General features: G+C 70.2%; 12 protein-coding genes. 6 read left to right on the forward strand and 6 right to left on the reverse strand.

Annotation, left to right across the window (positions count from 1 at the left end; translation table 11 throughout):
• Positions 1-47: 47 nt before the first annotated feature.
• A complete protein-coding gene (locus tag MD221_RS03490; RefSeq protein ID WP_242107842.1) occupies positions 48-1,127 on the reverse strand; it encodes a substrate-binding domain-containing protein in 1,080 nt (359 codons plus the stop codon).
• A 224-nt stretch (positions 1,128-1,351) separates the two neighbouring features.
• Between MD221_RS03490 and MD221_RS03495 the strand changes: the two genes are divergently transcribed.
• The 6 genes from MD221_RS03495 to MD221_RS03520 all read left to right on the forward strand — a co-directional run bounded on the left by MD221_RS03495 (position 1,352) and on the right by MD221_RS03520 (position 9,264).
• Positions 1,352-3,013, forward strand: coding sequence for an OFA family MFS transporter (locus MD221_RS03495; RefSeq protein WP_242107843.1), 1,662 nt, complete (start codon positions 1,352-1,354; stop codon positions 3,011-3,013).
• Between the two features lie 66 nt (positions 3,014-3,079).
• Positions 3,080-3,610: a formate dehydrogenase subunit gamma gene (locus MD221_RS03500; protein ID WP_242107844.1), complete on the forward strand. Its 531-nt coding sequence runs from the start codon at positions 3,080-3,082 to the stop codon at positions 3,608-3,610.
• Positions 3,607-5,160 (forward strand): formate dehydrogenase beta subunit, encoded by a 1,554-nt coding sequence (locus MD221_RS03505; protein WP_242107845.1) that lies wholly within the window; start codon positions 3,607-3,609, stop codon positions 5,158-5,160. Before MD221_RS03500 ends, MD221_RS03505 begins: the two co-directional genes overlap by 4 nt.
• A gap of 15 nt (positions 5,161-5,175) precedes the next feature.
• Positions 5,176-8,154: a formate dehydrogenase subunit alpha gene (gene fdhF / locus MD221_RS03510; protein ID WP_242107847.1), complete on the forward strand. Its 2,979-nt coding sequence runs from the start codon at positions 5,176-5,178 to the stop codon at positions 8,152-8,154.
• Positions 8,154-9,005 (forward strand): formate dehydrogenase accessory sulfurtransferase FdhD, encoded by an 852-nt coding sequence (gene fdhD / locus MD221_RS03515; protein ID WP_242107849.1) that lies wholly within the window; start codon positions 8,154-8,156, stop codon positions 9,003-9,005. The genes fdhF and fdhD overlap by 1 nt, the downstream gene beginning before the upstream one ends.
• Before the next feature lie 7 nt (positions 9,006-9,012).
• Positions 9,013-9,264: a formate dehydrogenase subunit delta gene (locus MD221_RS03520; protein WP_242107851.1), complete on the forward strand. Its 252-nt coding sequence runs from the start codon at positions 9,013-9,015 to the stop codon at positions 9,262-9,264.
• A 14-nt stretch (positions 9,265-9,278) separates the two neighbouring features.
• On the opposite strand, the gene MD221_RS03525 is transcribed toward MD221_RS03520, so the two are convergent.
• The 5 genes from MD221_RS03525 to MD221_RS03545 all read right to left on the reverse strand — a co-directional run bounded on the left by MD221_RS03525 (position 9,279) and on the right by MD221_RS03545 (position 14,119).
• Positions 9,279-9,836 (reverse strand): NADPH-dependent FMN reductase, encoded by a 558-nt coding sequence (locus tag MD221_RS03525; protein WP_242107853.1) that lies wholly within the window; start codon positions 9,834-9,836, stop codon positions 9,279-9,281.
• A 114-nt stretch (positions 9,837-9,950) separates the two neighbouring features.
• Entirely contained in the window at positions 9,951-12,251 is a 2,301-nt protein-coding gene (locus MD221_RS03530) for a thiamine pyrophosphate-dependent enzyme (protein WP_242107854.1), read from the reverse strand.
• A 55-nt stretch (positions 12,252-12,306) separates the two neighbouring features.
• Complete coding sequence (locus MD221_RS03535; RefSeq protein WP_242107856.1) at positions 12,307-12,978, reverse strand: glutathione S-transferase family protein; 672 nt, start codon at positions 12,976-12,978, stop codon at positions 12,307-12,309.
• A complete protein-coding gene (locus MD221_RS03540; RefSeq protein WP_242107857.1) occupies positions 12,975-13,529 on the reverse strand; it encodes a GNAT family N-acetyltransferase in 555 nt (184 codons plus the stop codon). Before MD221_RS03540 ends, MD221_RS03535 begins: the two co-directional genes overlap by 4 nt.
• Positions 13,530-13,564: 35 nt before the next feature.
• A complete protein-coding gene (locus MD221_RS03545) occupies positions 13,565-14,119 on the reverse strand; it encodes a GNAT family N-acetyltransferase (protein WP_242107859.1) in 555 nt (184 codons plus the stop codon).
• Between the last annotated feature and the right edge of the window lie 19 nt (positions 14,120-14,138).

Here is a 14,138-nt window from a genome sequence, read left to right on the forward strand (position 1 = left end):
GCGCCATCGTCCGGCCATCGGGGCCCCTCCGCGAGGAGGGGCCTTTTTCATGCCGCCGGCAGGCTCGCGAAGGCCTCGCGCAGGGTCTGCACGCTGCCGCAGTACGAGGCGTCGTAGCCGGGCAGCATGCCCAGCTCGTGGCGGAACATGGGATCGCGCAGCAGGCCGAGCAGTTCGATCAGGGGCGGCGAGCGCAATGCCCGCTCGCGGCAGACGAAGAAGTAGTGCTCGGTGAGCACCGGCACGAAATCCAGGCCGTAGCGGCGCGCCGGCGGCTCCAGCCCGAGGCCGGCGTCGGCCAGGCCGCTGGCGACGTAGGCCGCGACCGCGGCATGGGTGAACTCCTCGACGTCGCAGCCGTGGATGGCCGACAGCGCCAGCCCCTGCCTGGCGAGCAGGCATTCCAGCAGCAGCCGCGTGCCGGAACCGGGCTGGCGGTGGATGAAGCGCACGTCGTCGCGCAGCAGGTCGCTGATCACGCGCAGGCGCTTGGGGTTGCCCGGCGCCACCACCAGCCCCTGTCGGCGCATCGCCAGGTGCACGACGCGGTCGCCTTCCAGGTCGAGGCGGTCCAGGTAATGCCGCAGCAGTTCGCCCTCGAGCTCGCCCATCGGCAGGTGCAGGCCGGCCAGGTCGCAGCTGCCCGCGCGCAGCGCGCTGAGCGCGTCGTCCGGGCTGCGGTATTTCAGGTCCAGCGCCAACCCCGCCGCGGCCATCGCCCGGCGCAGCGTTTCCACGCCGAAACCGTGCGAGGCGTGCAGGCGCAGCGGCGCGGCGTCGGCGGTGGTGCTGCGCTCCAGTTCCGTCTCCAGTTCCGTGGCCAGGCTGTCCAACGTCGGCGACAGGCGCGCGGCGATGCGGTTGTCGGCCCAGACCAGGCGCTCGCCCAGCGCGGTCAGGCGCGCGCCGCGTCCGCGCGTGGAGCGCAGCAGCGGCAGGCCGAACAGCCGTCGCGCCTCGCGCAGCAGGCCCCAGGCATAGCGGTAGGACAGGCCGCAGGCGCGGCTGGCCGCGGCCAGCGAGCCGGCGGCGTGGACCGCCACTAGCAGCTCGATCAGCCGGGGCGGCATCTCGCGGCCGTCGGCGGTGCGCAGCTCCCATTGCGGCTGGATGGTGACCTTGTACATGGCCTGGCGCTCCGTCGATGCCGGTGACTTGCCGCCGGATGCTGCGCGGCAGCACCGCGCGTCCGCCGATTGAATAGGATTTTCAAAGCCTATTGTTAGACCATCGCACCCGTGAAAAGTCTTGTCAAACCAGGATAATCCGACGAAACCCCCATACCGCTTGTGTTCTCGACAACATATTTACCGACTGACAGTCTCAGCCAGCCGCAACCTCGGGAGGGTCCATGGCCAGCACAGACGTGGTGGACGAGCAATTTCCGCAGCAAGGACACGGTTTCCTATCGCGCGAACGGATCGTCGCCAAACCCGGCTTCAACCGCTGGCTGGTACCGCCGGCCGCGTTGGCCATTCATCTGTGCATCGGCATGGCCTACGGCTTCAGCGTGTTCTGGCTGCCGCTGTCCAAGGCGATCGGCATCACCGAACCGGTCGCCTGCCCGGCGGACATGGGCACGCTGGCGCAGCTGTTCACCACCACCTGCGACTGGCAGGTGAAGATGCTGGGCTGGATGTACACGCTGTTCTTCGTGCTGCTGGGCTGCTCGGCCGCGCTATGGGGCGGCTGGCTGGAGCGGGTCGGCCCGCGCAAGGCCGGCGTGGTCGCGGCCGTGTGCTGGGGCGGCGGCCTGCTGATCTCGGCGCTGGGCGTGTACCTGCACCAGCTGTGGCTGATGTGGCTCGGCTCGGGCGTGATCGGCGGCATCGGCCTCGGCCTGGGCTACATCTCGCCGGTGTCGACGCTGATCAAGTGGTTCCCCGACCGCCGCGGCATGGCCACCGGCATGGCGATCATGGGCTTCGGCGGCGGCGCCATGATCGGCTCGCCGCTGGCCGACATGCTGATGCGGCACTTCGCCACCGACGCCTCGGTCGGCGTGTGGCAGTCGTTCCTGGTGATGGGCCTGCTCTACTTCGCCTCGATGATGTGCGGCGCGCTCGGCTATCGCGTGCCCCCGGCCGGCTGGGCGCCCGCCGGCTGGACGCCGCCGGCGAACAACGGCAACGCCATGATCACCAGCGCGCAGGTGCATCTCGACCAGGCCTGGCGCACGCCGCAGTTCTGGCTGATCTGGGCGGTGCTGTGCCTGAACGTCACCGCCGGCATCGGCGTGATCGGCATGGCCTCGCCGATGCTGCAGGAAGTCTTCGGCGGCCGCCTGATCGGCGTGGACGCGGGCTTCAAGTCCCTCGACGAGGCGCAGCTGAAGGAACTGGCCACGATCGCCGCCGCCTTCACCGGCCTGATCAGCCTGTTCAACATCGCCGGCCGCTTCTTCTGGGCCTCGCTGTCGGACAAGCTCGGCCGCAAGACCACCTACGCGGTGTTCTTCCTGCTCGGCATGGCGCTGTACGCGTCCGCGCCGCACCTGGGCGCCACCGGCAGCGTGGCGCTGTTCGTGCTCGGCTTCGGCATCATCCTGTCGATGTACGGCGGCGGCTTCGCCACCGCGCCCGCCTACCTGGCGGACATGTTCGGCACGCGCATGGTCGGCGCCATCCATGGGCGCCTGCTCACCGCCTGGGCGGCGGCCGGGATCTTCGGACCGCTGATCGTGAACTACCTGCGCGACTGGCAGCTCGCGCGCGGACTGCCCCCGGCGCGGGTGTACGACCAGACCATGTACATTCTCGCGGGGCTGCTGCTGCTCGGCTTCGTCTTCAACCTGCTGATCAAGCCGGTGGACGCGAAGTACCACATGAGCGAACAGCAGTTGCGCGAGACCGAACCGCCCAAGCCGGCCGCGGCCGCGGCCGGCGCGCACTCGGCGCACGCCGCTGCGGGCGGCCAGGGCGCGCTGGCGATCGTCTGCTGGCTGGCGGTGGGCATTCCGCTGGCCTGGGGCGTGTGGATCACGCTTCGGAAAGCTTTCGTGTTGTTCAATTGACGCAGATGCCGCCCTTCCCCCGCGCGGGAGAAGGGATCGTGTCATGGATCATGAGTGGAACCACCGATGGGCAAGCGCTCTAGGCAAATCGATTCGGTCACCCAGGTCGTGCCGCAACTGGCCGATTCGCAGCGGCAGGCGGTCGACGAGGCCATCGCGCGGCATCGCGAGCGCCCCGGCGCGCTGCTGCCGATCCTGCACGCCGTGCAGGAAGCGCTCGGCTTCGTGCCGGAGGGCGCGGCCGCGCCGATCGCGCACGCGCTCAACCTCAGCCGCGCCGACGTGCACGGCGTGATCAGCTTCTATCACGAGTTCCGCAGCGCGCCCGCCGGACGCCACGTGGTCAAGCTGTGCCAGGCGGAGGCCTGCCAGTCGATGGGCGCGCGCGCGCTGGAGGCGCACGCGCGCGACCATCTCGGACTCAAGCCGGGCGAGCACGACACGCGCGACCGCGCCTTCACCCTGGAACCGATCTATTGCCTGGGCAATTGCGCCCTGTCGCCGGCCCTGCTGCTGGACGGCGCGCTGCACGGACGGGTGACGCCCGAGCGCTTCGATGCCCTGATCGCGCACTGCCTGCAGGGAGAGCGCGCTTGAACGCCACGCGCATCTATGTCCCCGACGATGCCGCCGCCGCCTCGGTGGGCGCGGACCGGGTCGCGGAGGCGATCGCCCGCGAAGCCTCGGCGCGCGGCATCGAGGTGCATCTCGTGCGCAACGGCTCGCGCGGCCTGCTCTGGCTGGAGCCGCTGGTGGAGGTCGCCACCGCCGCCGGACGCGTCGCCTACGCGCCGGTCGCGCCCGGCGACGTCGCCGCGCTGTTCGACGCGGACTGGCTGCGGGGCGGCGCGCACCGCCTGCGCCTGGGCGACATCGAGGTGCATCCCTACTTCGCGCGGCAGGAGCGCCTGACCTTCGCCCGCGTCGGACGGATCGATCCGCTCGACTCCGACGACTACGCCGCGCACGGCGGCTGGGCCGGCCTGCGGCGCGCCCTGGACATGTCACCGACCGCGATCGTCGAGGCCGTGACCGATTCCGGCCTGCGCGGCCGCGGCGGCGCCGCCTTCCCGGCCGGCATCAAGTGGCGCACGGTGCTGGAAACGCCGGCGGCGCGGAAATACGTGGTCTGCAACGCCGACGAGGGCGACTCGGGCACGTTCTCCGACCGCATGCTGATGGAAGGCGATCCGTTCTGCCTGATCGAGGGCATGGCCATCGCCGGCCTGGCCACCGGCGCGACCCGCGGCTACATCTACCTGCGCAGCGAATACCCGCACGCCTGGCGCAAGCTCAACGCCGCCATCGCGCGCGCCTACGACGCCGGCTGGCTGGGCGCGGGCATCGGCGGCTCGGCGCATCGCTTCGACCTGGAGGTGCGCCTGGGCGCCGGCGCCTACATCTGCGGCGAGGAAACCTCGCTGCTGGAAAGCCTGGAAGGCAGGCGCGGCATGGTGCGCTTCAAGCCGCCGCTGCCGGCGGTGTCCGGGTTGTTCGGCCAGCCCACCGTGATCAACAACGTGATCACGCTCGCCTCGGTGCCCTTCGTGCTGGCCGAGGGCGCGGCGGCCTATCGCGACTACGGCATCGGGCGCTCGCGCGGCACGCTGCCGCTGCAGCTGGCCGGCAACGTCAAGCAGGGCGGACTGGTCGAGAAGGCCTTCGGCCTGACGCTGCGCGAGCTGCTGTACGACTACGGCGGCGGCAGCGCCTCGGGACGGCCGATCCGCGCCGTGCAGGTCGGCGGGCCGCTCGGCGCCTACCTGCCCGAATCGCGGTTCGACACGCCGCTGGACTACGAGGCCTTCGCCGCCGTCGGCGGCATGCTCGGCCACGGCGGCATCGTGGTGTTCGACGACAGCGTCGACATGCGCGAACAGGCGCGCTATGCGATGGCGTTCTGCGCCATCGAGTCCTGCGGCAAGTGCACGCCCTGCCGCATCGGTTCCACGCGCGGGGTCGAGGTGATCGATCGCCTGGCCGCCGACGAGACGCAGGAGGCGCTGCTGCGCGACCTGTGCGAGACCATGCTGCACGGATCGCTGTGCGCGCTGGGCGGCATGACGCCCTATCCGGTGCTCAGCGCGCTGGACCATTTTCCGGAAGATTTCGTCAGCCGCCGCCGCGCCGCCGCGGCGGCGCGCTAGGACACAGGAGGGCGTATGCGTTCCATCGCCGAACAGGATCTGGGCACCCCCGCCCCGCAATTCGTGCAGCTCGAGCCGCTGCGCACGGTCTGGCTGGAGATCGACGGCGCGCGGGTGGAAGTGCCCGCCGGGACCTCGGTGCTGCGTGCCGCCGCCGTCGCCGGCACGCGCATCCCGAAGCTGTGCGCGACCGATTCGCTCGAGGCCTTTGGTTCCTGCCGCCTGTGCCTGGTCGAGATCGAGGGGCGCAAGGGCTATCCTGCCTCCTGCACCACGCCGGTGGCCGAGGGCATGGTGGTGCGCACGCAGTCGCCGAAGCTGGCCGCGCTGCGCCGCGGCGTGATGGAGCTGTACATCTCCGACCATCCGCTCGACTGCCTCACCTGCCCGGCCAACGGCCATTGCGAACTGCAGGACATGGCCGGCGCGGTCGGCCTGCGCGAGGTGCGCTACGGCTACGACGGCGCCAACCATGTCGATGCGAGCGTCCCTGCTCGCGAAGATCGAACAGCGGCCATCCATGTCCGCACTTCCCAAAAAGTGCCGAACCCGCTCTATTCGCCGAAGGACGAGTCCAACCCCTACTTCACCTTCGACCCATCGAAGTGCATCGTCTGCTCGCGCTGCGTGCGCGCCTGCGACGAGGTCCAGGGCACCTTCGCGCTGACCATCCAGGGCCGCGGCTTCGGCTCGAAGGTGGCCGCCAGCCAGGACCAGTCCTTCCTCGAATCCGAATGCGTGAGCTGCGGCGCCTGCGTGCAGGCCTGTCCGACCGCCACGCTGTCGGAGAAATCGCTGATCGCCATGGGACAGGCCGAGCGCAGCGTGGTCACCACCTGCGCCTACTGCGGCGTGGGCTGCTCGTTCCGCGCCGAGATGCAGGGCGAGGAACTGGTGCGGATGGTGCCCAACGCCGACGGCCACGCCAACCACGGCCACTCCTGCGTGAAGGGACGCTTCGCACTGGGCTACGCCACCCATCCCGACCGCATCACCCGGCCGATGGTCCGCGAGAAGATCACCGACCCGTGGCGGGTGGTGAGCTGGGAAGAGGCCATCGCCCACGCCGCGCGCGAGTTCAAGCGCATCCAGGCCGAGCACGGCCGCTTCGCCATCGGCGGCATCACCTCCTCGCGCTGCACCAACGAGGAGACCTACCTGGTGCAGAAGCTGGTGCGCGCCGGCTTCGGCAACAACAACGTCGACACCTGCGCCCGCGTCTGCCACTCGCCCACCGGCTACGGCCTGAAGCAGACGCTCGGCGAGTCGGCCGGCACCCAGGATTTCGATTCGGTACGCGACGCCGACGTGGTCATGGTGATCGGCGCCAACCCCACCGACGGGCATCCCGTGTTCGCCTCGCAACTGAAGCAGCGCCTGCGCCGCGACCACCCCGACCAGGGATCGGGCAGGAAGCACGCCGGGCTGATCGTGATCGACCCGCGCCGCATCGACCTGGTGCATACCCCCCGCGTCAGGGCCGACTACCACCTCAAGCTGCGTCCCGGCACCAACGTCGCCATGCTCAACGCGCTGGCGCACGTGATCGTCACCGAAGGCCTGGTGGACGAGGCTTTCGTCGCCGAGCGCTGCGAGGCCGAAGCCTTCGCCAAGTGGCGCAGCTACGTCGCCGACCCGTCGCGCTCGCCGGAGGCGCTGGAAGCCGAGCTCGGCGTGCCGGCCGAGCAGGTGCGCGGCGCGGCGCGGCTGTACGCCAGCGGCGCCAACGGCGCCATCTACTACGGCCTGGGCGTCACCGAGCACTCCCAGGGCTCCACCGCGGTGATGGGCATCGCCAACCTGGCGATGGCCACCGGCAACATCGGCCGGCGCGGCGTCGGCGTCAATCCGCTGCGCGGGCAGAACAACGTGCAGGGCTCCTGCGACATGGGCTCGTTCCCGCACGAGCTGCCGGGCTACCGGCACGTCTCCGACGGCGCGGTGCGCGGCCTGTTCGAGCGGGAATGGAACGTCAGCCTGCACGACGAGCCCGGCCTGCGCATTCCCAACATGTTCGAGGCCGCGCTCGACGGCTCCTTCCGCGGCCTGTACATCCAGGGCGAGGACATCGGCCAGTCCGATCCCGACACCCAGCACGTCACCGCGGCGCTGTCGGCGATGGAATGCGTGGTGGTGCAGGACCTGTTCCTCAACGAGACCGCCAAGTTCGCCCACGTGTTCCTGCCCGGCAGCTCGTTCATGGAAAAGGACGGCACCTTCACCAACGCCGAGCGGCGCATCTCCCGCGTGCGCAGGATCATGGCGCCGCGCAACTCCGACGGCACGCGCGGCTACGCCGACTGGGAGATCACCCAGCTGCTCTCCAACGCGATGGGCTACCCGATGGCCTACGCGCACCCGTCCGAGGTCATGGACGAGATCGCGCGCCTGACGCCCACCTTCGCCGGCGTGAGCTTCGAGAAGCTGGACCGCATGGGCAGCATCCAGTGGCCCTGCAACGCCGAGCAGCCCGAGGGCACGCCGACCATGCACGTGGACGCGTTCGTGCGCGGCAAGGGCAAGTTCATGCTCACCCCGTACGTGGCCACCAGCGAGAAGGTCACCCCGCGCTATCCGCTGCTGCTCACCACCGGCCGCATCCTCAGCCAGTACAACGTCGGCGCGCAGACCCGGCGCACCGCCAACACCGTCTGGCACGACGAGGACCGCCTGGAGCTGCATCCGCACGACGCCGAGGAGCGCGGCATCGGCGAGGGCGACTGGGTCGGCGTGGAGAGCCGCGCCGGCGACACCGTGCTGCGCGCGCGCATCACCGATCGGGTGCAGCCAGGGGTGGTCTACACCACCTTCCACTTCCCGGGCTCCGGGGCCAACGTCATCACCACCGACAACTCCGACTGGGCGACCAACTGCCCGGAATACAAGGTGACCGCCGTGCAGGTCACGCGCGTCACCCAGCCCTCGGAATGGCAGAAGCGGCACAAGGCCTTCGAGCACATGCAGGTGTCGCTGCTGCCGGAAACGACGGCCTGATGAAGCCGGCCGCGCATCCCCCAGCGCCGCCCCAGCCCGCGCAGCCGGCCGGCAGCGTGCTGCGCCCGGTGGAGCGCCACCGCGCCGACGCGCGGCGCCGCTTCGACGACCACATCGCCGAGGAGGTGCCGGTCGCCTTCGTCTACAACGACCGGCCGTTCGCGGTGATGATGGCCACGCCAGACGATTTCGAGGACTTCGCGCTCGGCTTCGCGCTGAGCGAGGGCCTCGTCGAGGCCATCGACGAGGCCGCCGTCGAGCGCGTGGAGCACCTGCTGGAAGGGGTGGAGATCCGCCTGCGCATTCCGGAGCGGCGCCAGGAGGCGCTCGAACACCGGCGCCGCTCGCTGAGCGGGCGCAGCGGCTGCGGCCTGTGCGGGAGCGAACTGCTGGAGGCGGCATTGCGCCAACCGGCGCCGGTCGGCGAAGGCGTCCATGCCACGGCGGACGCGCTGCAGCGCGCGCTGCGCGAACTGCACGCCGGCCAGCGCCTCAACGCGCGCACCGGCGCCACCCACGCCGCCGGCTTCGCCGACGCCCAGGGGCGCATGCTCGCGCTGCGCGAGGACGTCGGCCGCCACAACGCGCTCGACAAGCTGATCGGCGCCCTGCTCCGCGCCGGGCTCGACCCGCAATCCGGCTTCGCGGTCGTCACCAGCCGCGCCAGCTACGAGATGGCGATGAAGGCCGCCAGCGCCGGGCTGCCGATGCTGGCGGCGGTCTCGGCGCCGACGGCACTGGCGATCTCGCTCGCCGAACGCTGCAACCTCACCCTGATCGGCTTCGCCCGCGACGACGGCTATGCGCTGTACGCGCATCCGCGCCGCGTGTCCGCCGGCCCGAGCGCGTGACAGACCGATGAATCCGACCCGCCTGGCCGCGATGGCCAACGACATCGCCCGCTATTTCGATGCCGAACCCGACCGTGCCGCCGCGCTCGACGGCATGGTCCTGCACCTGCAGCGCTTCTGGGAGCCGCGGATGCGGCTGCGGATCGTGCAGTACCTGCGCGAGGAGCACGGCGCGGAGCTGTCGGCGTTCGCGCGCGAGGCGGTCTCGGAACTGGCGCGGCGCGCCGGGCACGCCGATGCGGGCACGCCGCGCCGCTGAGCGCCAAGCGGCGCTCAGCCGCGGATGTGCAGCTTCACCCAGTCGACGTACTTGTCCACCCAGCCCTGCAGGAACTTGCGCGTGTCGTCGTTGCCGATGTTGCCCTCGGCGTCGATCAGCCCGTCCTTGTACTGCAGGAACACCTCGGTCTGCGCCATCGTCGGCACGTCCAGGTAGGCCAGCACGTTGCGAAGATGCTGCTGCGCCAGCGCGGTGCCCATGGCGCCGATCGAGGTGCCGAGCACGCCGGCGGGCTTCCCGGCGAAGGAATTGGTGCCCCAGGGGCGCGAGCCGATGTCCAGGGCGTTCTTCAGCACGCCCGGAATCGAGCGGTTGTATTCCGGCGTCACGAACAGCAGCGCATCGGCCTGCTCGACCTGCTGCTTCAGGCGCTTGCCCTGCGCCGGATAGTCGTCGTCGAAGTCCTGCGTATACAGCGGCAGGTCGTCGATGCGTACGTGATCGAAGGCGAAGTCGGCCGGTGCCAGCTTCTCGACCGCCTTGGCCAGCTTCTTGTTGTGCGAGTCCTTGCGCAGGCTGCCGACCAGGACGGCGACTTTGATCTTGCTCATGGCGATCTCTCCCGTGTGGATGACGAAGGGCGCCAGCCTACCCCGCCAGGATCGCCGAAGAGACGCCAGGGGCGGAAGGGATCATTCCGCCCACGGCATCAATCCACTCAATTACTACACCAGTGTTTCGGCTGCGGCAACGATCTCTTCCTCCGAAGGGATCACCAGGAACGCCGCCCCGGCCAGCGGCGTGAACGTGTCGGCGCCGACCACGCGCCGGAACGGCCGCGCGCCGAAACCTCCCTCGACCACGGCGGTGATGATGCCCTCGCCAACGCCGGCGCTGCGGCGGCCCTCGTCGACGATCAGGATGCGCTTGGCGCCGGCGGCCTGCTCGCGGATGAAGTCCTCGTTGAGCGGCACCAGCCAGCGCAGGTCGACCACGCGGGTCTTCCAGCCGTGCTTCTTCTCCAGCGTGCGCACCGCACGCAGGCTCATCGGCACGCCGTTGCCGAAGGTAAAGACCACCAGGTCGTCGCCTTCCCCGTACACGCGGCCCTCGCCGAGCGTCATCGCCTGCTCCGGCGACGGGTATTCGGTCATCCAGCCGCCGTCGCCGGCCTCGTACAGGTCCTTGGTCATGTACAGCGCGATCGGCTCCAGCAGCGCGCACACGCGGCCGTCCACCTTCGCCAGCGCCGCCAGCGTGCGCAGCATCGTCGCCGCGTCGTCGCCGCGGCTCGGGCAGCCGACCACCAGACCCGGGATGTCGCGCAGCGCGGTGATCGAGTTGTCGTTGTGGAAGTGGCCGCCGAAGCCGCGCTGGTAGCCGAGCGAGGCGATGCGCATCACCATCGGATTGCGATACTGGCCGTTGCTGAAGAACTGCAGGCTGGCCGCCTCGCCGCGGATCTGGTCGCAGGCGTTGTGGAAATAGGCCAGGTACTGGATTTCCGGCAGCGGCAGCATGCCCATGTTGGCGTAGCCCTGCGCCAGGCCGAGGATCACGGTCTCGTCGAGCAGCGTGTTGAACACGCGCCGGTTGCCGAATGCCTTGTGCAGGCCCTTGGTCACGGTGTAGACGCCGCCCTTCTGCGCCACGTCCTCGCCGAACAGCAGCGCCTCGGGGTACTTGCAGAACAGGTCGTGCAGCGCGTTGTTGATCTGGATGGCCAGGTGCCTGGGCGCCTGCTTCTCCGGCAGCCTGGCCTCGCCGCCGAACGCGGCCAGGCGGCGTTCGGCGAAATCGGAACGCTCGGCTTCGGCCTTGACCTTGGCCGGCGTGTACGGCGCGAGCGGCGCCATCACCTCCTGCAGGCTCGACAGGCGCGGACGCCGGTCGGCGTCCTCGGCCGCGGCGAAGCACTTCCTGCGCGTATCCTCGTACAGCGCCAGCACCTCGTCCTTCGACATCAGCCCGGACTCGAGCGCGATCGCCGCCGAGCGCAGCAGCGGATCGGTGGCCTCGACCGCGACCAGTTCCTCGATGCTGCGCCACTCGATCTCGAAGTCGGTGCCCGCATGTCCCATGATGCGCGTGGTGCGCAGGTGCAGGAAGGTCGGCCGGCGCGTGCGCCGGCAATGCTCGACCGCCCGCTGCACGTCGCCGTAGCCGGCCGCCAGGTCGAGGCCGTCGGCGGCGAAATAGTCCAGGTCCGGGCGGTCGCGGAAGTTGCGCCCCACCCAGCCGTCGGGCGTCTTCACCGAGATGCCGATGCCGTTGTCCTCGCACACGAACAGCACCGGCGCCGGCAGCTTCTGGTAGGCGGTCCAGGCGGCGGCGTTGAACGCGGTCTGCGCGGTGGCGTGGTTGCTGGAGGCATCGCCGAAGGAACAGATGGCGATGCTGTCCTCGGGAATCGGCAGCGCGTGTCCGATGCGCCGCCCCTGCTCGATGGCGATCGCGGTACCGAAGGCCTTGGGCAGGTGCGAGGCGATGGTCGAGGTCTGCGGCAGCACCCACAACGGCTTGCTGCCCCAGACCTTGTGGCGTCCGCCGCTGGCCGGGTCGTCCTTGCTGGCGGCGAAGGACAGTGCCGAATCCATGATCGGATCGAGCTTCTTGCCGTCCGTGCCCGGCAGCTTGCGGAAGCGCTCGGCCATGAAGCCGCCGCTGCGGTAATGCAGGAACGCCGGATCGGTATGGCGCGTGAGCCGCGCCACCATCGCGTTGCCCTCGTGGCCGGAGCTGCCGATGGTGTAGAAGACCTTGTTCTGCACGCGCAGCACGCGTGCCATCAGGTCGAGATGGCGCGAGATCAGCTGGGACTCGAACAGCTCGCGGAAGCCCCGGGCGTCGAGCGCGCTGCCGTCGAGGATCGCGTCATGCGAATCCCTCGCAAGCGCCCGCCCATCCCGGCGCGGGCTTTCCGAGCCGTTCCAGTCGCGCACGAACTCCTGGAAGTTGACGTCGCAGATCTCGGCGCGGTTGAGGCCTTTCATGCGGGCGGGAATCGGTGGCTTGGTGGCGTTCATGCGGATGCTCGGAATCGCCCGCGCCCAGGAGGCGAAGGCATGGGGGAAGAAAGCGTCAGGGAAGAACCGATGCCGCCAGCAAGGCGGCGTTGTCCGCGGCGGGTCCGGGCATGGCGACGAAGCCGGGCGTAGCGCGCACGCGCGCCAACCAGTCGCGCACGTTCGGATAGCGCGCCAGCTCGAAACCGCCGTGGTCGGCGACGTGGGTATAGGCGAACAAGGCGATGTCGGCGATGCCGTAGGCCGGGCCGGTGAACCAAGCCTGCCCGCGCAGGTGCCGTTCCATCACCGCCAGCGCCTGATGCCCGCGCTCCAGGCAACGCGGCAGCTCGGCGGCACGGCGGGGCGAATCCAGCGGCGTCCAGCCGCGGATGAAGCGCGCCACGGCGATGTAGGGCTCGTGGCTGTACTGTTCGAAGAACATCCAGCTCAGCGCCTGCGCGCGCTGCCAGGCGTCGACGGGCAGGAAGCCCGCAGCCGGATCGCCGTCGGCGAGCCAGCACAGGATCGCGTTCGATTCGGCGAGCACGCGGCCGTCGTCGAGCTCGACGATCGGCACGCGACCGTTGCCGTTCTTGTCCAGGAATTCCGGCGTGCGCGTCTCGCCCTTGCTGCTGTCGACCTCGATCCAGCGGTAGGCTCGGCCGAGCTGCTCCAGCAGCAATCGCACCTTGTGGCAGTTGCCCGAGGTCGAATAGCCGTAGACGGTGATGCCGGGCGTGCTCATCGGCCGCCTCGCGCGCGCGCCTGCCGCCACTGCTCGCGGCTCTGGCCCCAGACCTCGATATCGGCGTCGCCGAAACGCTCCGGCATCCGGTCGTGGCGCAGCAGGCGCGAATCCAGCCGCGCCGCGACCCGCTTCGAGGCGAGGTTGTCGGCGGTGATCGTGTGGATGACCTCCTGCCAACCCAGCGCGTCGAACGCCCAGTCGATGGCCGCCGCCGCGCTCTCGGTCGCGTAGCCCTTGCCGCAGGCGTCCGCGGCGATGCCCCAGCCGATCTCGGGTCCCGGCCAGCCCTCGGGCCGCCACGGTCCGACACGGCCGATCCAGCGGCCGCTGTCCTTCTCGATCACCGAGAAGAAGGCGAAGCCGCAGGCGGTCCAGCTGCCGATGACCGCCATCATCCCGAGCCAGGCGACCGGTCGCGGCTGGCCGCCGCCGAGGTGGCGGACATGTGCGTCGTCGCCCATGAATGCCGCCCAGGCATCGAAATCCTGCAATTGCGGCGGCCGCAGCAGCAGGCGTTCGGTTTCCAGGATCGGGCCGGAGGCGGTCATGGCGGAATCAGACGTGGTTCGATCAGATGGCGCGATCAGGACGAACGCGCCGCATCGCGCGCGCGCCACTCGTCGCGCGTCTGGCCCCAGATCTCGACCGGATGGTCCTCGAACGGCGCCGGCAGCCGGCCGGGGCCGCGATTGCGCGATCCCAGCCGCTCGGCCAGCTTCTGCGAGGCGACGTTGTCCGGATCGATGGAATGGATGACCTCCTTCCAGCGCAGATGCTCGAAGGCGAAGCCCATCGCCGCGCGCGCCGCCTCGGTGGCATAGCCCTTGCCCCAGGCCGCGCGGCGGAACGACCAGCCCACCTCCGTGCCCGGCCAGCCTTCCGGCTGCCACGGGCCGGCCTGCCCCAGCCACTCCCCGCTCCTGCGGTCGATCACCGAGAACATGCCGAAGCCCTGCAGCAGCCAGGCGCCCGGCATCTGCAGGAACTTGCGCCAGGCCGCGGCGCGCTCGAGCGCCCCGCCGACGTAGCGCGCGGCCTCCTCGTCGCCGAACAGCTCGGCGAAGCCGTCGAAGTCCTGCTGCTGCGGCACGCGCAGGATCAGGCGCTCCGTCTTCAATTGCAGATGCATGATGTCCATGCTCGACCGTCCCTCGCCT

The sequence above is a fragment of the Luteimonas aquatica genome, assembly GCF_022662575.1.
Lineage (GTDB): Bacteria > Pseudomonadota > Gammaproteobacteria > Xanthomonadales > Xanthomonadaceae > Luteimonas > Luteimonas aquatica.

Excerpts from the sequence above, each read along its gene's own strand:
- MD221_RS03520 (WP_242107851.1), top strand. The coding sequence starts at position 9,013 with ATGAATCCGACCCGCCTGGCCGCGATGGCCAACGACATCGCCCGCTAT.
- fdhF (WP_242107847.1), top strand. The coding sequence starts at position 5,176 with ATGCGTTCCATCGCCGAACAGGATCTGGGCACCCCCGCCCCGCAATTC.
- MD221_RS03545 (WP_242107859.1), bottom strand. The coding sequence starts at position 14,119 with ATGGACATCATGCATCTGCAATTGAAGACGGAGCGCCTGATCCTGCGC.
- MD221_RS03495 (WP_242107843.1), top strand. The coding sequence starts at position 1,352 with ATGGCCAGCACAGACGTGGTGGACGAGCAATTTCCGCAGCAAGGACAC.
- fdhD (WP_242107849.1), top strand. The coding sequence starts at position 8,154 with ATGAAGCCGGCCGCGCATCCCCCAGCGCCGCCCCAGCCCGCGCAGCCG.
- MD221_RS03540 (WP_242107857.1), bottom strand. The coding sequence starts at position 13,529 with ATGACCGCCTCCGGCCCGATCCTGGAAACCGAACGCCTGCTGCTGCGG.
- MD221_RS03490 (WP_242107842.1), bottom strand. The coding sequence starts at position 1,127 with ATGTACAAGGTCACCATCCAGCCGCAATGGGAGCTGCGCACCGCCGAC.
- MD221_RS03535 (WP_242107856.1), bottom strand. The coding sequence starts at position 12,978 with ATGAGCACGCCCGGCATCACCGTCTACGGCTATTCGACCTCGGGCAAC.
- MD221_RS03530 (WP_242107854.1), bottom strand. The coding sequence starts at position 12,251 with ATGAACGCCACCAAGCCACCGATTCCCGCCCGCATGAAAGGCCTCAAC.
- MD221_RS03500 (WP_242107844.1), top strand. The coding sequence starts at position 3,080 with ATGGGCAAGCGCTCTAGGCAAATCGATTCGGTCACCCAGGTCGTGCCG.
- MD221_RS03525 (WP_242107853.1), bottom strand. The coding sequence starts at position 9,836 with ATGAGCAAGATCAAAGTCGCCGTCCTGGTCGGCAGCCTGCGCAAGGAC.